Genomic DNA, 22,435 nt, shown 5'->3' with positions numbered 1-22,435 from the left:
AATAAGGTCCTGTTAGTTTTTGGCTTAGAATGATTTTTTTTCGGGTCAGTTGAATTCTTGATTTGCTCCAATGGAATCTGCCTCCTAGATGTTTGTGATTTTATTTAGAAATAGACTTAACTGTAATTTCAGATATTTCTAAGGATTTTTTTACATGACGAGCAAAGGTTAAAGCATGTGCTCCGTCCCCATGAATACAAATTGTATCTGCCTTTAAAGCCACATCAGTTCCTTGCTGTGACAAAACCTTTCCTTCTTTAACCATTCGAATTACTTGTGCAACAGCATCTTCATCATTTTCTATCATTGCATGCGCTTTCATACGAGAAGTCAATGAACCATCTTGTTGATATGTCCGATCCGCAAACACTTCACAAGCCGTTTGTAATCCAATGGTCTGTCCAGCACGTATTAATTCACTGCCCGACAAGCCAAATAAAATGAGCTCAGGATTAATTTTGTATACAGCTTCAGCTATGGCAAGAGACAACTCTTTATTCTTTGCCGCCATATTGTACAAAGCACCATGTGGTTTAACATGTTGCATATTACCGCCTTCAGATTGCAAAAAGCCATTTAATGCACCAATTTGATAGACAACAATATCATAAGCTTCCTGTGGTGAAATATTCATATTGCGTCTGCCAAAACCTATTAAATCCTGGAAACCTGGGTGGGCTCCTATTTTTACTTCTTTCTCTAAAGCAAGCTGAACCGTTTTTCTCATAACGGTCGGATCGCCAGCATGAAATCCACAAGCAACATTGACAGATGTTACATAATCCAAAATCTCTGCATCATTTCCAATTCGATATGTGCCAAAGCTCTCTCCTAAATCACAATTCAAATCAACTGTATTCATTGTACATTCCTCCTATTTACAGAAATTTCGAACAATAAAACCTATAAATATGTAGATAAAAAAATAAGTATTTCACTTTCATTAAATTTCATAAAATTCCGAAATTCGGAATTAGTGTTTCATATTTCGGAATATTCTTATTCTAGCATGTTTTTTTTATTTCGACAATATAATTGTTAGCTAACCTAACATATGTTTTTGTATTTTTTCATTTATCTTGAATATCATTGATGTTTTCTTCTACTATTATCTTTGATTAAACAGAAGATTATGTACATAGATGTAATATCAATAAACCGGCAAAAACATATACTAAACCTTTTTTTGCTGATAAAAAAAGTCGTTGATTCCTATGATAAGGAATCAACGACTTTGATTTTCATTCTATATGCAGGTTCAAGTTAAACTTGTGATTTTGTATTTTCATCTCGATGGCGAAATATTTTTTTCAAGTCTTTAATTAAATCGATTAATAGAAAACAATGAAATATCTTCCTTGCTCGTACCGGAGATAATCAAGTCACTCAAAATTTCCCCCATTACACTGCTGAATTTAAAACCATGTCCAGAGAAACCTGCTGCTATGGCAATGTGTGGATAATAAGGATGTTTATCCACTATAAAATGCTCATCAGGGGTCATGGTGTAGATGCAAGTTTTCCCATATTTCAATTTTTGATCAGCAGGCATATATTTCCGCAAAAACTTCACCAAATCTCCCTCATCTTCATCCAATTCACCAAAACCTTCAATACAGCCATCAGGATTTATACGGGTTCCCCCATCATGTCTCCCTACTTTCATTCCAGAACCATTTATACTAGGAAAGCCATAGTATGTACCAACTGAAGTATCAAAAGAAAAAGCCGGAAACTCATTATGATTATATAATCTTTCATTTGCATGAAACCATGCAAATGTTTTTCTGATTGGTTCCAGCGGCAAATTCAAATCTAACATCGCCAAGATTTTCGGTGCCCACGCCCCAACTGCAACCACTAAAGATTCTGAGTGGAATGTCTGTTCATCCGTTTTAATCGTGACCCCATCCCCATGAACAACTATCTTCTTAACTTCACTGTTTACCCTGATGTCGGCACCATGATATTTCGCAAGTTGTTGATACGCTCTTAAGCACTCTTCACTTTTCAATACGCCCGAAGTCGATTCATAGCATCCAATGTAGTCTTCCGGCAGTGTTATTCCAGGCCATCTATCATGAATTTCATGTGAATCCAAGATTTTCATAGGTAACCCATATTCGTTTGAACCCGCTATCACTTGCTTAATGAAAGTGGAATTTTCGCTACCAGCATTCAGGACCCCCGTTGGAAGAAATAATTGTTTCCCCGAATTTCTTTCCAACTCACCCCATAGCTCTTGGGATTTAAGTGCCAAAGAAATATACTCCCTGCCTTCACCATAAGCATGTCTAATAATTCTTGTTTCCCCGTGATGGCTGCCCTTATTATGAGGAGGAGCAAAGGAATCCAATACTAATACTTTTTGTCCATTTTTTGATAGATAATAACCTGAAGACATTCCCATAGATCCAGCTCCAATTACAATTACATCATAATGCATCTTTCATCCCTCCTCCTTTAAATATGATCCTTCATTTTAAAAAAGGGAAGCCATTTTACCTTATTTAATAAAGTAAAACAGCTTCCACATAGTTTTAGAACTCTATTTCCCCGATTGCCGTTTCAACGAACTTCACTATTTCCCCTTCATGAATTTGCCTATATATCGCTTCAATGTCAGGATGGAAAAAGCGGTCTTCTTCAACCATCGGGACTTCGCTCCGAACTAAATGATATACCCCCTCCGTGACCGATGACGGTTTCAAGGCCAGATGAAAATCCATTGCTTGGGTTGCCGTCATCAGTTCGATTGCTAAAATATATTCAAGTTTCTTCGAAATCCGATAGGCTTTCTTCGCAGCGAAATAGGCAAAACTTATCACGTCTTCTTGATTTGCGCAGGTAGGGATATTATCTATTGTGGCTGGATGCGAGAGCACCCTGATTTCATTCAATAGCCCGGCGGCTGTATATTGCGGAATCATGTAGCCACTATTTAAACCTGGATTAACCACTAAGAAATTAGGTAATTCACTAAGGTGATGGTTTACAAGCCGATCTATTCTGCGTTCTGTTATTTTTGCTAGGTTTGCTAACGCGATGGAAATCGCATCCGTATAAATCCCAACAAATGAACCATCAAAATTCCCCCCCATCAGGGCAATTCCATCTTCCTCTTCCGGAAAAATCAGAGGATTGTCACTTACAGAGTTCATTTCATTCTCGATCGAAACAGCAGCGTCCTTCAAAACTTTTTTTATGGCTCCATGGACTTGTGGAATGCATCGTAAGCTAAGTGCATCTTGTAATCTATGTTCCTTGTAAGTTTCAATGATTTGGCTGCCTTCAAGAATCCTTGTAACATTCCTGGCTGTCTTAGCCTGTTCCTCATGTTTTTTCAATGCGTGGGGACGGGGATCAAATGCTTTTATTGTACCTTTTAGCACTTCTAAAGACATTGCTCCCGTAATGTCGGCGGTTTTCGCGGCTTGCATGCTATTGTATAAAGCCAGGACAGCAATCGCAGTAACGGAAGTAGTCCCGCTTGTAAGTGCTAATCCTTCTTTAGCACCCAATGTAACAGGTGCTAATCCAGCTTTCTCTAAAGCTTCCATGCCAGGTATGAGCTCACCTTTATACCATGCCTTCCCCTCACCAATCACCACTAAGGCCATGTGGGCTTCAGGAGAAAGATACCCCACTGACCCATCACCTGGAACATAGGGAAGTATATCGTGATTTAACATTGAAGCGATAAGGTTTAAAACTTGTAAACGGACCCCTGAATAACCTTGGCCTAAATTCACGAGGATCATCAATTGAATGGCTCTTACGACTTCTTTTTCAAGAGTTTCCCCAACAGATACGGCATGTGAACGAACAATATTCCGTTGAAGGGTTTCGGCGTCAAGTGGAGAAATCACCTCCGTCATATTACTGCCAAAACCTGTCGTTACACCGTAAATCAATCTATTATCATCTAAAAACTTGTCTATTAAGCTTCGTGATTTATCCACCCTTTCACGATAGGCCTCAGTGAAAGTAACTTTTGCACCATATCTTGCAACCGCAATTACCTCTTGGATTGAGATAGCATCATCTCCTAGTACAACCTCTTTAATATCCATAGGATGTAAACAATCGGTAGTTGTCATCTTATACATCACCTCTCATATGACTCATCAAGAAGGAGAAAAAAATTTTGTCCTTCTCATCATTTATTTGCTGGAAGCTAATCTTATGTTATTTTTTCATTTTCTGTAAAGGGAATTGCGGTTCCCTTCGGAGAACTCTCCGCTTCAAGCAAAGGGTCACTTGCTTCATGTAATGAGAGATTCTTCGTTTCAGGTGCCCAGGCGATCGATACGATCAAGCCGACCAGTAGGATGGCTGCCATTCCTGCCATTGAGGCACTTAATCCAAAAGAACTTAAAGAAACAGGCAGCAGAAATGTTCCAATTGCAGAACCAATCCGACTAATTGCCGTAACCATACCTATTCCCGAACCACGGATCTCAGTTGGAAAAAGCTCTGCCGGGTATACTAATGTAAGGTTCGATGCCGCTGACATGAAAAAAGTAAAGATCAAGAAGGCTAACAACATTAAGAATTGAGAACCATTGTGCAAGAAGCTGAGTGAAAACAATGATACGGAAAGGATCGTGAAAGCCCCGATGGTAAAACCTCTGCGAGAAAATTTTGCAAGCAGCCAAAGACCAACAATTGCCCCAACAAGCAAGAATAGATTTAACATTGTATCCGCAAAAAAGTTCTGTTCAAAACCCATTGTACTAAGTATGGAAGGCAGGAAAGTGTAAATTGCAAAGTACGGAATAACAAGAGTCAATTTGAATATTCCACCAAAAGCCAAACGCTTACGAAGCCTTTTACTGAAAAGTCCACGAAACCCCAGAGTCTTTTGATTTTCTATGCCAGTCGTCGTTTCTCCCATTTCAACGTTCGATCCAAGGTGTTTTTTTACAATCTGGCGAGCTTCTTCGACACGCCCCATGCTTACAAGCCATCTTGGTGATTCAGGCGTTCCTATTCTTAAGATTAAAACCACAATAGCCGGAATGGCAGCGCTGACAAGCATCCAACGCCATGAGTCTGAACCAACCTGTCCCAGGTAATGACCAACAAAGTTTGATGCTACATATCCTAGCGTCCATACTACGTTTATAGACGCTAGGAGCGAGGAGCGATACTTTTTTGGTGAAAACTCGGCAAGCAAAGTCGTACCGACAGCGTAATCTCCTCCAAGTCCGAATCCAATCAGCAACCGTAAAATAAAAAGCTGTTCTGGGCTGCTAACAAAAAATTGTAAAATAGTAGCTACCGTGATAAGTAAAAAGTTTACGAGAAAGATTTTCTGTCTGCCAACACGGTCAGAAAGTCTTCCAAGTATTAAAGATCCCGCAAACAGACCGATTAAAGCAGAGCTGCCGATCAGCCCTGTCCACATTGAATTCATATTCATTTGAGGCCCCAATACTGTCAGGGCCATCGCAATGATCCCTAAAGAATAGCCATCACAAAAGCTGGAACCGAATGTAAGTCCTGCAATTCGAAAATGAAACCTATTAAATGGGGCATCGTCAATAGTGAATTTTTGTTCGTTCAAAGAATCCCCTCCATTTTTTGGTTTATAAGATATATAGAATCAAAAAAAACACTCTTCCTGTAAAACTCCAGTAGTGACCCTGTCTTTGAATGGATCGATTAATCTTAATACTATAAAAAAATTCAGCGAAGAATATTATGAAATAATACTCTTTTTATAAACTATATCAAATCATTCTGCCTTTTAATTTCTATTTAATATATGAAAATATAGTTTAAGATTCGATCAATTGTTTATCATTGAAATAAATGACTTCACTAAGTATTTTACAGCCTTCCATTACCTCGAATTTTTCCCTAGCTTCCTTTTCTTTGGTAAACTCAAACATTTTTATGCCATTTTTCGAATGGATAGTGATTATCCACATAAAATTCCCTCCACATGGAAGATTCATTTCCACGAATTCCTTAAAACACTTTCATTTAATTTCACTGTAAAGTGTTAAAGTGTTTAATGCTGAAATTGGGTAGGATGATAGATCATCATCCTACTATTCAGCACCTATACATTTGTTGAATACTTCTAAAAGCCCATTCCATCCCCTGAATTTTTCAGTGGATGGAATGGGAAGACATATATTGAGAATAGTGATTTTTAAAGGCCCGTCAGGCTTTTGGAATCAGTATTCACTTTATCATTCACTACTTGCACACCATTTTTCCATACAGACTTAACGTGATTGACACCAAATAGATATTGCAACTCCTGATAGTTTTCAACATTCCATAAAACGACATCCGCTTGTTTTCCGACTTCAAGGGATCCGACCCTTTCTTGTCTGTTGATTGCACAAGCAGCATTGTATGTCGCCGCCGTCAGAGCTTCTGCAGGGGTAAGCCGCATCGAAATGCATGCCAGATTCATGACAAGCGGCATGGATGTCGTCGGTGAAGATCCGGGATTGCAATCGGTTGAAATGGCAACAGCCACACCTTCATCAACCATTCGTCGTCCAGGGGCCGCTTCTTCTCGTAAATACAAGGCAGTGGCTGGAAGCAAGCAGGCAATGGTGCCTGACTTCGCCATGGCAGTTATCCCCTCATCGGAAGCTTTTAACAAATGCTCAGCTGAAATGGCTCCGATCTTCGCAGCTAATTCAGCTCCACCGTAAGGCTCAATTTCATCAGCATGAATTTTAGGGATCAAGCCGTACTTTTTACCCGCCTTTAAAATCCGCTCTGATTGTTCAGGGGTAAAAACCCCTTTTTCACAAAAGACATCATTGAATTCTGCAAGCTTTTCTTCAGAGACGATTGGAAGCATATCATTAATCAGATGATCGACAAATTCATCCTCGCGGCCTTTATAATCCTTTGGAACCGCATGGGCTCCCATAAAAGTAGGAACTAGATCAATCGGATGCTCTTCCTGTAGCTTCTTCATCACCCGCAACTGCTTTAATTCGGTTTCCAAATTCATTCCATAGCCGCTTTTACCTTCTACTGTAGTCACGCCATGAGCGAGAAACGAATCAAGTCGTCGCATGGTTTGCTCCATCAATTCTTCTTCACTTGCTTCCCTTGTCATTCGGGTGGTAGCATGAATGCCCCCACCTGCGTTCATAATGTCCATATATGTTGCGCCTTCAAGACGCATTTCAAATTCACGTTCCCGACTCCCGCCATATACAACATGCGTATGTGGATCAACTAACCCAGGTGTCACCAAATGTCCAGTTGCATCAAAGACTTCAGCTTCATGCATTCTATCTGCATAGAGTTCTTCCAATTCTTTGGTCGTACCAATCGCTTGGATCAAACCAGATTCCATCCATATACTTCCATCTTCAATCAACCCAAGCTCTGACATTGCCTCTTTGGAACGAGGACCTTTCTTATCAGAGGTAAGCGTTGCAAGTTGAGCGGCATGTTTTATCCAAATTGGTTTTGTCATTGTTTATCAATTCCTTTATCAAGCATCGGGATATTAATACCTCTTTCACGGGCTGTTTCCTCTGCCAGTTCATACCCTGCGTCAACATGACGCACTACACCCATCCCAGGGTCCGTTGTCAAAACTCTCTCAATCCTGGCCGCTGCTTCTTTTGTACCGTCTGCCACAATTACAACGCCTGCATGCATGGAGTAACCCATTCCTACGCCACCGCCATGATGTACGGAAACCCAGGTTGCACCGCCCACTGCATTCACCATTGCATTTAAGATCGGCCAGTCGGCCACTACATCGGAACCATCCTTCATGGCTTCCGTTTCACGATTCGGCGAAGCGACAGAGCCAGAATCCAAATGGTCACGGCCAATAACGATCGGGGCCTTCAATTCACCGCTTGCAACCATATCATTGAGAATTTTACCAAAACGGGCGCGCTCCCCATAACCAAGCCAGCAGATGCGGGAAGGCAGACCTTGGAACTGAATTTTTTCCTGAGCCATTCTAATCCAGTTACATAAATGTTCATTATCAGCGAATTCACGTAAAATGGCTTGATCTGTTTTATAAATATCTTCTGGATCACCAGATAAAGCCACCCAGCGGAAAGGACCTTTACCTTCACAGAATTGTGGACGGATATAAGCTGGAACGAAGCCCGGGAAGTCAAAAGCATTCTCTACCCCTTCATCTTTCGCAACTTGACGGATATTGTTGCCATAATCAAACGTCACAGCTCCTTTTTCCATCATTTCAAGCATCGCTCTTACATGTTTGGCCATTGAAGCTTTAGAGAGTTTAATATACTCTTCTGGATTTGCATTCCGTAATTCTGCAGCCTCCACCATTGACAAGCCTGAAGGAGTATATCCATTTAGCGGATCATGGGCCGAAGTCTGATCCGTCAAGACATCAGGAATGAAGTTCCTTGCAATCATTTCCGGAAGAATATCTGAAGCATTCCCAATCAAACCAATCGATAATGCTTTACCTGCAAGTTTAGCTTCATTGGCTAAACGAATGGCTTCATCCAATGAATCCGTTTTCACATCGGTATAACGAGTCTCGATCCTCCTGTCAATTCTTGTCTCATCTACATCGATCCCGATACAGACACCACCGTTCATCGTAACTGCTAGCGGCTGTGCCCCTCCCATTCCGCCTAAACCTGCCGTTAAAGTTATGGTGCCTTTTAACGAGTTATTGAAATGTTGTTTTGCAAGCTCGGCAAAGGTCTCGTATGTACCTTGTACGATCCCTTGAGATCCGATATATATCCAGCTGCCTGCTGTCATTTGCCCATACATCATCAATCCCTTTTTATCAAGTTCATGGAATGTTTCCCAGTTTGCGTATGCAGGGACGATATTTGAATTTGCAAGCAGGACACGTGGTGCATCAGAATGCGTTTTAAAAATTGCCACCGGTTTCCCTGATTGGACAAGTAAAGTTTCATCTTCTTCAAGCTCTTTTAGTGATTTGACGATTGCATCAAAGCATTCCCAGTTACGAGCTGCTTTCCCAATCCCTCCGTATACCACCAAATCTTCTGGACGTTCAGCAACTTCAGGATCCAAATTATTCATCAGCATTCTAAGCACTGCTTCTTGTTGCCATCCTTTAGTATGCAATTCTGTTCCTGTATAACGGATAACCTTGTTTGTAATCGTGTTCATTTTTCATTTCCCCCTTGTTTTTGTTATATATTCATTCTATAAGAAAAATTCAGAATAATTTATTATAGTTTGATGATTATTTTATAATTTATTTTAAAGATTTGTCGTTAACTTTATTTTTTTATGAATAATTTCAATAATTACATTGTTATGAAATAAATAAAAAAGGACGATTCATTTATTGAATCGTCCTTTTTTATAATCCAGACCGATATGCTGATGGTGTACAAGATTCAAGCAATTTGAATTTGGCATTAAAATAAGTTTGATGTGAATAGCCAGCCAATTGTGAGATTTCCTCCAATGATATATCCGTTTCCTTTAATAAACGTTTAGCTTCCCTAATTCGAACTTGATGGAGCGTAGTTCGAAAAGACTCGCCTGATTCAGCCGCAAAACGTCGGCTGAGTGTGCTTTTATTGATACGCAGAGTCTCTGCACAACTCGCTAGATTCCACTGGGCGTCCCAATAGTTGGACTCGATCAGCTCTCTTGCCTTTTCACTAATTGTGCGTGCCCCTTCCTGTAACTGTCCATGATCCTGCATAAGCATATGCGTCGTGAACGCATGCAGCTCTTTTACTATTTGATGAATGACGGGTTTATGTACAATTTGCTGAAATACATCATAGTAAATTGCTTCTAGGGAAGCATTTTGCAAGTTGTATGATTTCATATGCCTACGAATCTGCGCGAGTACGCTTGTAAGGCGGATACGAACGATTTCCGGGTCGGGGTATGGTCGTTCAAAGGTAAGGAATTCACGTTCAATCCAGTTCCTGATGGCTTTTGCATCCCGTCGTTCGAGCATTTCTATCCAAAGTCTTTGTTCAAGAGGCGTGAGGAATGGATCCATCTCTTGAGGTGAAGTTTGTTGACTTTCGGCTAAAATGATATCATATCCATCAAAAAAGATTTGTCTCGTAAACTCACGTGTTTGCTGATACATCCTTTTTAAAGACTCATCTGAAGATGCCGCTTTTATAATTATAGCAAGGGGCTCATCCATTCTTTCTTTCCAGTGGGCAAGAAAAGCTTGATACTCTTCCTTATAAACTTCAACTTCCTTTGTTTCCTGGACACATAAAATAAAATCCGATAAAGCGAAGATTTGATTTTTTCCAGTAAAAGAATATCGTTGCAATTCATCATAAACTAATGGCAGGGTCTTGTTATCAGGTGTCAAAAAAGCAACCATGGTTATTCGACTTTCATGCCTCCGGTCCGTCAAGAAGAAATCAGGATATCCAATATCCAGAGCATTCTCATCATCCATGGTGTTTGACGAGAGAAGATTTGGACCATTTCTCAATTGAAAACGCAATTGTTGGATATGTTTTACCAAATCCGCCGAAGAAAAAGGACGGAATAATACATCTTCAGCACGGAAACGTAAGGCTCGATAAGCCGTTTGAAAAATTCGCTCAGATGAAATCCCTAACCATCGAATTCCCCTTCGCTTTAATGAAACACCCATCGCCTCACTTTCATCCGTCCAAATATCCATATCCAAAATAACGAATTCCGGTTGCTGATTGCGGATGCCCTTTTCAAATTCTTCAATCGTTTTCCATAAGATCAGTCTAACTCCCGTTAGGTGGGACTCGACTATCCAACGAATTCCTTGAGCCTCAATCTCATCTTTTGCCACCAAATGAATTTCCACATCATCACCTCATTTCTGCTGATATTCGTGTAATGAAAATAAATATAAAGGCACAACTTGAAGAGAAAAGGAATGCCTGGTCTTTTCGAATGCACTTGTATCCCATCTCCATTCTAATCCCGCCGAAAACTACAAACAAGTCTTATTGGACAGAACCTGCGATTAAGATTAAATTTTTGACATGCTCAACTGGAATTTTCATCTCATATATTTTTACTTCCTATATGAAAATATAAAAAGAAACATCATGGAAACCTTGTGATTTCCAATGATGTTTCTTTTAGTCACTTTTGATCTTCAATAAATTTAGAACCGTTATAATTGATTAATATTGACTTCAACTTCTTTTGCGATGTTTTCATCTGAAGCACTTGTTAATTTTAATGATAATAGGGTGATGACTCCTAATACAAGTAATCCAGATAAAATAAACATCCCTTGAGTAAATGCAACAGTTCCGAGAATCATCGGTCCTACAAAACCGCCTAAAGCCGCAAATGAATTGACTATGGCGATTCCAACTGGTGCAGTGGACTCAGTGAAGAAAAATGTCATATAGGCAAAGAAACATCCACTGAATCCGTATAACCCGAAAGATGTAATCGTTAACATAAGCACCATCATAAAGACACTATCTGAAAAGCCGCACCCGATAAATCCGACAACTGCTATCATGAGGCAAACGAGCAAGTGTGATTTATGTTCATTGGTCCGATCTGAATTCCAGCCTACAAACATAACGGCAGGTATACCGACTAACGATGGAATCATCGCTAACCAGCCTATTTCTAAATTGGTTGTTGCATTTTCCGATAAAGATTTTATGATAGTTGGCATCCAGAATGATAATCCATAAATAGATGTGTACCCTGCGAAATAAAAAAGGGCCAACTTCCAAATTTTCGAATCTTTCAGCATATCAAGCTTAGTGACTTTATTTATTTTCGAGCTTACTTTCCTTTCCGTACTCAATTCCCCTTCTAACCAATCACTTTCTTCCTTAGATAACCATTTAGCGTTCGTTGGTCTATTAGTTAAATAGAAAACAACAACAACACCAATAATAATGGCCGGAATGCCTTCAAGGATGAACATCCATCTCCACCCTGCCATACCCAACCAGGAAATATTGTCAAGAATCCATGTCGACACAGGCGCACCAATCAATCCGCCAATCGGTAGGGCTAAAAGCAGGACCGCTGTTGCCCTTCCTCTTTCGCGGGCCCTGAACCAATAAGTTAAATACAAAATTATACCAGGGAAAAAACCAGCTTCGGCGACACCTAATAAAAAACGGAGAATATATAAATGCATCGTTGTTTGCGCAAAACCTGTTAATATTACCACGAGTCCCCACGAAATCATGATGCGGGCAATCCATATCCGAGCTCCCACTTTATGCATGATCATGTTGCTAGGAACTTCAAAGAAGAAATAGCCTATAAAAAAAATTCCGGAAAGCAATCCAAAAACTTCAGCGGATAAAGCTAATTCTGCGTTCATTTGTAAAGCAGCATAGCCTAAATTGACCCTGTCCAAGTAAGCAATGATATAAAGGAGCAAGATAAATGGAAGAATGCGTTTCATCGTTTTACTGATCGTTCTTTTCTCTATCTCACCACTGGAATGATTCATGATAATTCCCTCCCTTTTCTTGCTACTATTTCCCAAAAAATACTCCGTTTAACGCACATCACTTTCCTGCATCCCAATACTATGTTACATTCCTAGGCTTTAAGTTTATTCTGATACCCCCTCCATTTACATATACTGCATCCAAATTTTATAAATATAATCCATATGCTCATGGCTAAGGAGTACTTAGTCTTTCTACATGACAGTAACCAATAGTATAAGAATCTTCAGAAAATCCAACCAACCTTTTCACCTGATTCTTCCACTTGTAAAACCTCCTAATTTAAACTGAACTAACCTCCTCCATACTTGATCCCAAAACTTTGTAAGCGCTTTCCAAAAAATGCAAAATGTGATTAAGAAAGCGTTGTGATTATTGATGATCTACGTTAGATTAAATAGACCACCAATCAATTAACTAGACTGTAGTCTGATATTAAACTATTCAGGAATATTCTGTCAATTATCATTTGGAGGTTTTTTATGATTGAGCCTAGAAAGAAACAGCTTAGGGGAGAAAAGACTCGTGAAAAAATATTAAAAATATCTTTAAAGCTATTTAGCGAAAAAGGTTATGATAAGGTCACCGTTGACGAAATCGTGAAAAAAAGCGGCACATCAAAAGGGTCATTTTACCAACACTTTTCAGCGAAATCGGATATTTTTTTAGTGAGATTCATAGAAGTTGATGATTACTATCGTGAAGTCTTCCGTTCGTTCCCAGTCGATATGGACGCTACCGAGAAATTATTTATTTTCATACGCAAATTGATGCGTTTTCTGGAAGAAGAAATGGGCAAAGATTTAATGAAAGTAATTTACAGTTCCGCTTTAGATTCGAAAGAACATACTTACTTTTCAAATTCAAATCGCTCACTCTTCCTAATTATTCGTTCATTAATTGAAGAGGCGAAAGAACAAAACGACATTGGCACTGACCAATCAGTTAACGAAGTTTCACAACTAATCACCCAAAGCCTAATGGGAATAATCTATCATTGGGGATTAAACAACTCAGAACAAAGCTTGGAATCACTATCCATACCGCTAACCAAAACAATCATTAACGGGCTGAAAACTAAGAACTAATACCTTAAATCAAAAGATTCATTTTCAAAAAATCTGACATTAATTCAATATTAACCCCAATCTCACTGAATGGTCAGGGTAACTCCATTAATCTATAAAGTCATACTTTTTCATTATTTTCAATTGAGTGTCAGACATATTAAACAGGGAGTCGAAAGCCAGATATCATGAAACGATTTTTATTTATCATCCTCTATGCACTATTATTTGGATTATCACTGCAGGCTTTTAATTTCAAGCTTGACCACCCTATTGCCAAAGATATCAGCCGGCTGATGCCGGTTAAAATGAAAACGATTAAGGCGGAAGATAGTGAAGAAGAAATCAAAAAGGTCGTTATGGATGCCGAAAAAAACGATGATCCCATTTCCATTGCCGGAATGCAGCATAGCCAAGGAGGGCAGACATTATATCCAAATGGGATCCTGCTCGATATGAAGCACTACGATAAAATACTTGATTTGGATGTAAAAGAAAAACGCATCACGGTCCAAAGCGGGGCAACCTGGGCTGCTCTCCAGGAATATATCAACCCATATGGACTTGCACTGAAGGTCAGTCAATCTCAAAATATTTTTACCATCGGCGGTTCTTTGAGCGTTAATGTCCATGGCCGCGATATCCGTCATCATGCCTTGATAGAAACCGTGGATTCTTTTAGATTGCTTAACGCAAAAGGACAAATCTTAACAGTGAGCCGCGAAGAAAATTCGGAGCTCTTCCATTCGGTTATTGGCGGGTATGGTTTGTTTGGCGTAATACTCGATGTAACACTCCAACTTACCGATGACGAACTTTATAACATTAAAACTAAATCACTCCATTATGATGAATATACGTCGTACTTTAAAAGTGAAGTTCTCAATAACGATGATGTTAAAATGCATCTTGCGAGAATATCGGTTGCTCCTGGCTCCTATTTGGATGAAATGTATGTAACGGACTATTATAAGGCAAATGACCAAACACACCTATCTGACTACAATACTCTCAAACGGGAAACGATCATTGCCGTGCCTAAATTCTTTCTTGGCCTATCACGATTTAATGACTGGGGTAAAAAAAGGTTTTGGGAAACTCAAAAAGCCTACACGGCCAATATTGCTGGCAACTTGGTTTCGAGGAATAATGTGATGCGGTCGGACTCAGCCTTTATGGATTACAGCAACCCCACCAAAACTGAAGTGCTGCAAGAATACTTCGTTCCGATTGATCAATTTGCAGATTATATCGATGATTTAAGAAATACCTTATCTGATGAGAAAGATTTTAATTTATTAAATATTACAATTCGTTATGTTGAACATAATGATGAATCACTCATGTCCTATGCCAAGGATGATATGTTCGCTCTTGTGATGCTCATCAATCAAGGGACAGATAACGATAGTAAGGAAAATACGGGAAGGGTCATCCGTAATATGATTAATGTGACGCTTGACCATAACGGAAGCTACTATTTGCCCTATTATGGGTATCCAACCAAGACCCAATTATATGAAGCTTATCCGCATACTGAGGAATTCTTTCGATTAAAGAAGAAGTATGATCCTGATAATCGCTTCATGAATCTTTTCTATGAGGAGTATCATCCATGAATTATAAACGGTTTGTTTTTTACCAAGGCACTGTTGGAATGGCTGCCAGCATGATTTTCCCTTTTTATATTTTGCTGATCAAAAATGTAGGTACAAGTTATTCGCAATTCGGGTGGGCATATGGAATATTCTCACTGACTGCAGCAGTTAGTTATCCTTTAATCGGAAAATTCACTGACAAGGCCGGTGACAAAGCATTTCTCCTTATCTATTCATGGGGAATGGCACTTATCCTTCTTGCCTTTCCTCTCGCATATGAAATTTGGCATGTCTATCTCCTGCAAATCATTATGGGGGTACTTGGGGCAGTGCAAAAAAACACTGAAAAAACCGTACTTGCAAGATATGTTACGAAGAAAACAGCGGGTGAGGAAATTGGAAACTACCATGTTTGGACATCCATCGGTGCTGCAGCAGCGGTGATTGCAACCGGATATTTAGTCGACTTTTTAACGATTGGCAGCATCTTTTACATTGCCTCCTTAATGTTTGCCTGGAGTGGATTTATTATAATGAAGATGGAGAAAAATACTTCACTATCTAATGCAGAAAAAATAAAAATATAAGCATTTATTACGCCTATAATTCAGTTAGCCCTTTTAGTGGAAGAAGCATCTGCATGAACCTCAGCAGATGCTTCTTCCACTATATAAATCATTTGCGGATCAAAAAACAAAAAATGATATTACAAAAAACCTGCTCCCCTTTTCTCAATTTGGTTTCGTTAAATATACGAGTTCTAAACTTACTGCCTTTATTAGTACAATTAAAGATAACGGACCAGAACTCATATAATAAAATACTACTTTCTTATCAACTTGGTTATTATTTTTCCGTCTAAAAAAACTAATGACGTCATAACTATTCCCATTCCAATCAACTGATGAATAGACAACGCTTCATGTAAAAAGAAAAAGCCTATAATCATTCCGATGACAGGCACTATATAATTACTATATGAAGTAAATAATGCGCCTTCTTGCCGAATCAGCCTATTAAATAATGCATAAACAACACCAGCATGGAAAATGCCTAAAATCGCTAAGTAGATAGATTGAGATCGTGCTAAATCCAATTTGAAAGATTGCTCAAACAAAAGGGACATGGGTATGAGCAATGCACTGGCAATCAGTAATACATTTCTCATATGAATAACGGAAGAGCCCTCGTTTAATTTCTCCATTAAAATCAATGATAATCCAAAACTCATGGCAGCCAATATCAATAGGATGTTCCCCTGAATACTGTTAGAAAGGTCTTGGATTCCTTGTGTTGGCCAGGAAAGGAAGACAATACCTGCAAATCCGAATAGGATACTTGTAATCTCCGGCATTGTGCTTTTTCTTTTGAAAAATGCTAGTAAAAAGAGGATGGTAAAGACGGGAACCATTCCAATCAGCACCGCTGCGATACTGCTAGGCACCGATTTCTGGCCTTGTGCAATAAACACGAATGGCAGTACAACCTCGAAAAATGCAATGATTATATACCATTTATAATAAGTCCTGGGTACTCTTCGCTCTTCTTTTGATAAAAAAAAACCTAAGAAGAGTAAACAGATACCACCGATACATGCTTTGATGGCTGACAAAGTAATAACCCCAACATTATCTATGACTAATGCAATAAAGAAAAATTGAGATCCCCATATACCACTAATCAAGAGTAACAACACATATTTATTCATTCACTTTACCTCTCTTTTCAGCAATGGATCGGCAAAAGTCTTACTATTATGCTTTGATTGAATTCCACCAAAATAATTCGTGCCGATTACCCCAGCAAGAATAACCATTGCACCTATTACATGATAATAATGAATCGTTTCATGTAAGAAAATCACCCCTGCTATTATCGTAATCAATGTCGCTAAATTACTGAAAACGCTCATTTTAGATGCTGGTAATATAGATAATGAATAGTTTGATAAAAAAGCAGTAAGCAGTGACGATAATACCCCAAGATATACGATTGAAATGAGGAATGCACTACTTGTGAAGGGTAATAAAAAGCTACTAATAGATTGGTTAATTATATGGTTGATGACGGCCATACTATTAAAAGTCACAAAACCAAAGAACGTCATCACATAAGTTAACGTAAATAGTGAATATTGCTTTGTTACCTTCCTCGCCACCACATTATAGAGAGCGGCAGCAATCGAGGATAATAAGATCAGGATCGTTCCTTTCAAACTGTGATCCGCAAGTTGCAAGTCATTCATGACAAAGATAAAGATAACCCCCATCACAGATAAATAAAGAAAGAATTTCTGACCTCTACCAGCGTATTCTTTCAAAAATAATGAAGCTGATAATAACGTAAAAATTGGTATGGTAGCTTGGATAATACCCGCCTCTGAAGATGAGGTATACAAGAGACCAAACACTTGAAATGTAAAGAATAAAATTGGATAAAGGAACACCAAAGGAAGAATTTTCAAAGTATCCTTTGCATTTATTTTCACTGATGTCCTCCTATATAGCTTAAAAATTATGGCGATCAAAAAAGCCATCGTAAATCGATGTGCCAATGTATCTAACGGACTAGCTTCCATTAATGATATTTTTGTAAAGATAAATGAAAATCCAATAATAATGGCATATAGTATCGCCGCAAAATAGGCTTTTTTATTTTCTGGCATATTTAGTAACTCCTCCTTTTAAACACCCGGCCGGTTGTTAGTATCGTATTAAAAGTTCCACTACGATACAATACAAATAAGAAGCATCTGTAACGGTACAGTTTTAGGAGGTATTCATGCTAAAATACATAGCCTTGTTTAATGAATTTGAATCTCTGATCCAGAATGGACGGCTCAAAGCGGGCTTTAAACTCCCATCTATTCGTCAATTAAGCGATCAACATCAATGTAGTAAAAGTACAGTCTTGAAAGCACTGCAAGAATTGGAAAAGAGGCATTTAATCTACGCGGTTCCTAAAAGTGGATATTATGTCGTCCAAAAAGAATTTGATGGTAAAAGCGAACCAACAATGGAAATCGACTTTGTTACCTCCGCTCCTGCTTGGCATCAATTTCCGTATCATGACTTTCAACATTGCATCAACAAAGCCATCGATACCTATCAGCAAGAATTGTTTATCTATGGCACTCCTAAAGGACTGCCCTCTTTAATTAAAGTGATACAAAAACAATTAGAGCAGTATCAGGTTTTCGCAAAAGAAGAACAGATTTTCATTACTTCTGGCGTGCAGCAAGCACTTTCCTTATTAACGTTCATCCCCTTTCCAAATGAACGTACCCATATACTTGTTGAGCAGCCTAGTTATCATCTATTTGTGGAGCAATTGAAAGCGTACAAGATTCCCGTGCTAGGAATCCAACGAACAGCAGAAGGTATTGATTTAGGGGAATTAGAACGGATTTTTAGTGATCAGGAAATTAAATTCTTTTATACGATGCCTCGTTTTCATAATCCGTTAGGGACATCTTACTCTAAAATGGAAAGAGAGGAGATACTAAAACTTGCAGTAAAGTATGGTGTCTATATTGTAGAAGATGATTATTTAGCAGATTTCGAAGAAAATATGAAGGTGGACCCTATTTTTTCCGAGGATACCCATAACATGGTCATTTATTTAAAAAGCTTCTCTAAAATAATGTTTCCAGGATTACGCATAGGTGTTGCCGTATTGCCTAAACCATTAACGGACAGCTTCCAACTATATAAAAGAACAGCTGATATTGATAGTTCCATGATTTCACAAGCAGCCTTGGAAATCTACATAAAAAGCGGTATGTTTAAACACCATAGAAACAAAGTGCGTCTTTCCTATTTATTGCGAGCAAACTTGCTATATGATGCTCTAGAAAAGCACTCTGCTTCAGGCTTTTATCGCCCACCATCCATATGTATGAACGCTCATATCGTACTGCCTCATCGTTTAAATAGTACTCACCTCATCAAAAACTTACAGAATCAACAAGTACTGGTAGAGACGATGGGTCAAAATTATTTAGATGGCTTTCACCAGGAAAAAATATTAAAATTAAACGTGTCCAATACAAATATACAAAAACTGGACCAAGGAATAGCTATCATTTTTAAAGAATTGAATAACAAGCAGAACTATTACTTATAAAGCTTTTACATAAGGTATAGTCACTTTCCACACAGGGCAATAAACAAAAAAGAGCCAATTAGAATTGGCTCTTTACAAGGTTGCTCTTATCAGTCCTCTTTATTTATAAAATTTTATACGATCCTCAAGTGGTTTGAATTCTTTATCACCCGGTTGAGCTGTTGGATTTCCAAATGGCATTTGCGCAATCAATTTCCAATTGCTTGGAACATTCCATTCTTTTTTCACTTCATCATCAATTAGAGGATTATAATGCTGTAAAGTTGCTCCCAATCCTTCTGCTTCAAGTGCCGTCCAAACAACTAATTGATGCATGCCTGATGTTTGTTGTGACCAGATTGGGAAGTTATCGGCATACGTTGCAAATTGTTCTTGAAGTGATTTCACAACAGATTCATCTTCAAAGAATAATATTGACCCATATCCCGCTTTAAATGAATCCATTTTTTGTTGAGTGCCAGAGAAATCTCCCTCACCAACCGCTTTCTTTAATGCCTGCGTCGTAATATCCCATAATTTATCATGTGCCGATCCTGTCAAGACAACAAGGCGTGAGGATTGGGAATTAAAAGCCGATGGCGTATGTTTTACCGCAAATTCTACTATTTCTTTAATTTTCTCATCGGATACTCCGACCTCTTTATTGATTCCATAAAATGAACGTCTCTCTTTAATGGCCGTGTGAAAATCTTTTGTCATAAGGCATTCCTCCAGAGCATTTTTTCTATTTCAAATGATTATTCCATTTTTTATTTTCTACCTGTTTTAGTATGGGCATAAACCAACATATCATTCGCTAAAGATTGTCAATTATTCTTTAATGAATTCTTTGGTGCTTCTTACTGTATCAATGGGACGGACCAACTTTTCGATTTGCTCCCTCTTTGATTCTAAGAACAGTGGTAAAGATAATTTTTCCCCAAGCGTTTCATACGGCTCATCCCCCATAAATCCAGGACCATCCGTGGCAAACTCGAATAAAATTTGCGGCGCCACTCTTACGTAAAGCGACTCAAAGAAGTGACGATCAACATAACCGGACGTATGAAATTGGAAGCTTTCCATTCGTTTGATCCATTCTTCCAGAACGGAACGGTCTTCAACACGGAAGGCTGTATGGTGAACAGTCCCAAAACCCTGCCGTGCCTGAGGGAGGATCGAATTATGCTCGACGATAACTTGAGCACCATTCCCACCTTCCCCTACCTCAAATAGGTGAAATGATCCTTCCTTGTCCATTTCTTTGAATAATAGGACTTTTTCCATCATTTCTTTAAAGTAATCGAAATTGGCGATCCGAATGAAAATTGGTCCTAATCCTGTAATAGCGTATTCCAGAGGAATCGGCCCTTTTTGCCAAGGGATTCCAGCTGCAACCCCTTCATTATTTTCATCTGAAATCAATTGATATTGCTGATCATCAAAATCCACAAAAGAAATGATCTTTTTGCCAAACTGTTCTTGGATTCCTGTATTCTTTACCTCTAAACGGTCAAAGCGTTTAACCCAATACTCCAATGCCGCATCAGTCGGTACACGGAAGGATGTTTTGGAAATCTCATTAGTCCCATGCTCTCCTTTAGGAATACCAGGAAAATCGAAGAATGTCATGTCAGTACCCGCACCGCCAACATCGTCTGCAAAAAACAGGTGATAAGTTTGGATATCATCTTGGTTGACTGTTTTCTTGACTAAACGCATGCCTAATATATTTGTGAAAAATTCATAATTCTTTTCTGCACTACTTGTTATGGCCGTTACGTGATGTATACCTTTTAATCCATTCATAAACTATTCCTCCCATTAAAACGAATCAATTTTTGGATGTTCAGCTTTTTCATTAACCCCCTATATTTTTCCTTCAATAAGAGTGGCTATTCATTAAAGGGGTTTGATAAGGTTTTACATGCTTCTTTTTATCTTGAATTAATATATCTTAACTTAAAGATAATTTATCATGAATGCCATTCACTGTCAATAATATTATCTCAAATTAATATATCTTTAAATCAAAATAATTTCAGGCGAAAAAACACCACTGTCAATTTTCCTTAAGTAAAGACCATTCTGTATTTGTGTTAATGTCTATAGGTATAAATAGTGGCAAAGAAAATCAATCAATTCTTTGGCAAAAAAAATGAAGTAAAAATATTAATGTGTTACCATACGAAAGCCCCCACCATAAAACAAAATCTTTAGGTGAGGGCTATTTCGTTTTGGTTACTTATTTTACGTGATGCAAATCCGCTTGTTTTCCAGATGAAGAGTTTGTGCCATCATTTTCTTTTGACTTCTTAGAGGAAAGATAAACTCCTGCGAAAATAATCAGCAGGCCAATAATTACATTGGGATTAATCGCTTCTCCCAGCAGGACATAACCCCAAACCATAGCGGTTGCAGGAATAAGGTATGTAACAGATGCGGCTAACTCAGGGCTGCCATTTTTATTGATGTAGAAATAGATCAGCTGGCCGACCCCAGAGCCAAAGCACCCAAGACCGACTATGGCGAAAATCGTCAGCGGTTCCATCAACATCACTGGCTTTATCGGCTCAGTTATTAGCATCCCGATCAAACCGATAACGGCACCCGTGAGAAGCGTAAACGTCGTAATGACCAATATGCTGGTACTGGAAAGAAATCTTTTCGTAAAATGACCGGCAAAACCATAACAGATGGACGCTAGCAGCATTGTCCCAATCCCGATGAATTCCTTTCCGAAAAGCTGACCGATTTGAAAATCCATCAATACTAGAATTCCGAAGAAGCCAATTAAAATGCCCATCCATTGTCGGGCGGTTAGTACGTATGAAAAAATGATAAATCCGATGATCCCCGTCCAGATCGGAGTGGTTGCATTTAGAATCGATGCCGTGCTGCTGTTAATCTCTGTTTCACTTAAAGGTATTAATCCCCATGCTAATCCGCAATTGAAGATTCCGACAACGACCAGTGCTTTCCACGGCAATTTCCAGTTGATTTCCCTGCGCTTCCACCATAAAATGGGAAGCAGAACAACAGCACCCGCCAAACAGCGGAGAAATACAATCCCCCAAATGCCCGCAGGCGGTAGCAGCCACTTCATAAAAACAAACGATAAACCCCATATCAAACTAAGGCCGATTAAAGCCCCGTATAATCGAAGCATGATGTTCCCCCTTGCTACTTTCAATGTTTGCCAATCACTGTATTGCGTTCAACATTTAAA

Annotated in this window: 18 protein-coding genes; 4 read left to right on the top strand and 14 right to left on the bottom strand. The window is 38.8% G+C overall.

The window, feature by feature from the left end:
• Window positions 1-100 precede the first annotated feature (100 nt).
• From ACSR9O_RS06095 to ACSR9O_RS06055, 9 genes are all read right to left on the bottom strand, one after another.
• On the bottom strand, window positions 101-862 hold the full coding sequence (locus tag ACSR9O_RS06095; protein ID WP_101221826.1) for a LamB/YcsF family protein: 762 nt from the start codon (window positions 860-862) through the stop codon (window positions 101-103).
• 456 nt (window positions 863-1,318) lie between these two features.
• A complete protein-coding gene (gene solA / locus ACSR9O_RS06090; RefSeq protein WP_491724130.1) occupies window positions 1,319-2,446 on the bottom strand; it encodes an N-methyl-L-tryptophan oxidase in 1,128 nt (375 codons plus the stop codon).
• A 94-nt stretch (window positions 2,447-2,540) separates the two neighbouring features.
• Entirely contained in the window at window positions 2,541-4,100 is a 1,560-nt protein-coding gene (gene hutH / locus ACSR9O_RS06085; RefSeq protein WP_491724129.1) for a histidine ammonia-lyase, read from the bottom strand.
• Between the two features lie 83 nt (window positions 4,101-4,183).
• Window positions 4,184-5,569 carry an MFS transporter gene (locus ACSR9O_RS06080; RefSeq protein ID WP_491724128.1) on the bottom strand — a complete coding sequence of 462 codons (1,386 nt, stop codon included), beginning with the start codon at window positions 5,567-5,569 and terminating at the stop codon, window positions 4,184-4,186.
• A gap of 214 nt (window positions 5,570-5,783) precedes the next feature.
• Window positions 5,784-5,936, bottom strand: a complete 153-nt coding sequence (locus ACSR9O_RS06075; protein WP_202190547.1) for a hypothetical protein — start codon at window positions 5,934-5,936, stop codon at window positions 5,784-5,786.
• A 227-nt stretch (window positions 5,937-6,163) separates the two neighbouring features.
• On the bottom strand, window positions 6,164-7,462 hold the full coding sequence (hutI, locus tag ACSR9O_RS06070) for an imidazolonepropionase (RefSeq protein ID WP_427572728.1): 1,299 nt from the start codon (window positions 7,460-7,462) through the stop codon (window positions 6,164-6,166).
• Window positions 7,459-9,135 carry a urocanate hydratase gene (gene hutU / locus ACSR9O_RS06065; protein WP_101221822.1) on the bottom strand — a complete coding sequence of 559 codons (1,677 nt, stop codon included), beginning with the start codon at window positions 9,133-9,135 and terminating at the stop codon, window positions 7,459-7,461. The genes hutI and hutU overlap by 4 nt, the downstream gene beginning before the upstream one ends.
• Window positions 9,136-9,331: 196 nt before the next feature.
• Window positions 9,332-10,801 carry a helix-turn-helix transcriptional regulator gene (locus tag ACSR9O_RS06060; RefSeq protein ID WP_230176448.1) on the bottom strand — a complete coding sequence of 490 codons (1,470 nt, stop codon included), beginning with the start codon at window positions 10,799-10,801 and terminating at the stop codon, window positions 9,332-9,334.
• Window positions 10,802-11,116: 315 nt separating this feature from the next.
• Window positions 11,117-12,436 (bottom strand): MFS transporter, encoded by a 1,320-nt coding sequence (locus tag ACSR9O_RS06055; protein ID WP_101221820.1) that lies wholly within the window; start codon window positions 12,434-12,436, stop codon window positions 11,117-11,119.
• Between the two features lie 483 nt (window positions 12,437-12,919).
• Here ACSR9O_RS06055 and ACSR9O_RS06050 point away from each other — a divergent pair, with 483 nt between their 5' ends.
• From ACSR9O_RS06050 to ACSR9O_RS06040, 3 genes are all read left to right on the top strand, one after another.
• Entirely contained in the window at window positions 12,920-13,525 is a 606-nt protein-coding gene (locus ACSR9O_RS06050; protein ID WP_101221819.1) for a TetR/AcrR family transcriptional regulator, read from the top strand.
• A gap of 167 nt (window positions 13,526-13,692) precedes the next feature.
• A complete protein-coding gene (locus ACSR9O_RS06045; RefSeq protein ID WP_260357451.1) occupies window positions 13,693-15,123 on the top strand; it encodes an FAD-binding oxidoreductase in 1,431 nt (476 codons plus the stop codon).
• A complete protein-coding gene (locus ACSR9O_RS06040) occupies window positions 15,120-15,689 on the top strand; it encodes an MFS transporter (protein WP_101221817.1) in 570 nt (189 codons plus the stop codon). The genes ACSR9O_RS06045 and ACSR9O_RS06040 overlap by 4 nt, the downstream gene beginning before the upstream one ends.
• A gap of 236 nt (window positions 15,690-15,925) precedes the next feature.
• On the opposite strand, the gene ACSR9O_RS06035 is transcribed toward ACSR9O_RS06040, so the two are convergent.
• Both ACSR9O_RS06035 and ACSR9O_RS06030 read right to left on the bottom strand, forming a co-directional pair.
• Window positions 15,926-16,810 (bottom strand): DMT family transporter, encoded by an 885-nt coding sequence (locus ACSR9O_RS06035; protein WP_101221816.1) that lies wholly within the window; start codon window positions 16,808-16,810, stop codon window positions 15,926-15,928.
• A complete protein-coding gene (locus tag ACSR9O_RS06030; RefSeq protein ID WP_260357450.1) occupies window positions 16,811-17,767 on the bottom strand; it encodes a DMT family transporter in 957 nt (318 codons plus the stop codon).
• Window positions 17,768-17,883: 116 nt separating this feature from the next.
• Here ACSR9O_RS06030 and ACSR9O_RS06025 point away from each other — a divergent pair, with 116 nt between their 5' ends.
• On the top strand, window positions 17,884-19,227 hold the full coding sequence (locus ACSR9O_RS06025) for an aminotransferase-like domain-containing protein (protein ID WP_491724127.1): 1,344 nt from the start codon (window positions 17,884-17,886) through the stop codon (window positions 19,225-19,227).
• 99 nt (window positions 19,228-19,326) lie between these two features.
• On the opposite strand, the gene ACSR9O_RS06020 is transcribed toward ACSR9O_RS06025, so the two are convergent.
• The 3 genes from ACSR9O_RS06020 to ACSR9O_RS06010 form a co-directional block, all read right to left on the bottom strand.
• Window positions 19,327-19,926: a nitroreductase family protein gene (locus tag ACSR9O_RS06020; RefSeq protein WP_491724126.1), complete on the bottom strand. Its 600-nt coding sequence runs from the start codon at window positions 19,924-19,926 to the stop codon at window positions 19,327-19,329.
• A 111-nt stretch (window positions 19,927-20,037) separates the two neighbouring features.
• Window positions 20,038-21,015 carry a ring-cleaving dioxygenase gene (locus tag ACSR9O_RS06015; protein WP_491724125.1) on the bottom strand — a complete coding sequence of 326 codons (978 nt, stop codon included), beginning with the start codon at window positions 21,013-21,015 and terminating at the stop codon, window positions 20,038-20,040.
• 436 nt (window positions 21,016-21,451) lie between these two features.
• Complete coding sequence (locus ACSR9O_RS06010) at window positions 21,452-22,375, bottom strand: DMT family transporter (protein WP_252269644.1); 924 nt, start codon at window positions 22,373-22,375, stop codon at window positions 21,452-21,454.
• Window positions 22,376-22,435 lie beyond the last annotated feature (60 nt).

This window comes from Peribacillus sp. B65 (assembly GCF_058513295.1).
Note: the sequence above shows the minus strand (reverse complement) of the source record. Positions and strands in the feature narration are given on the sequence as shown.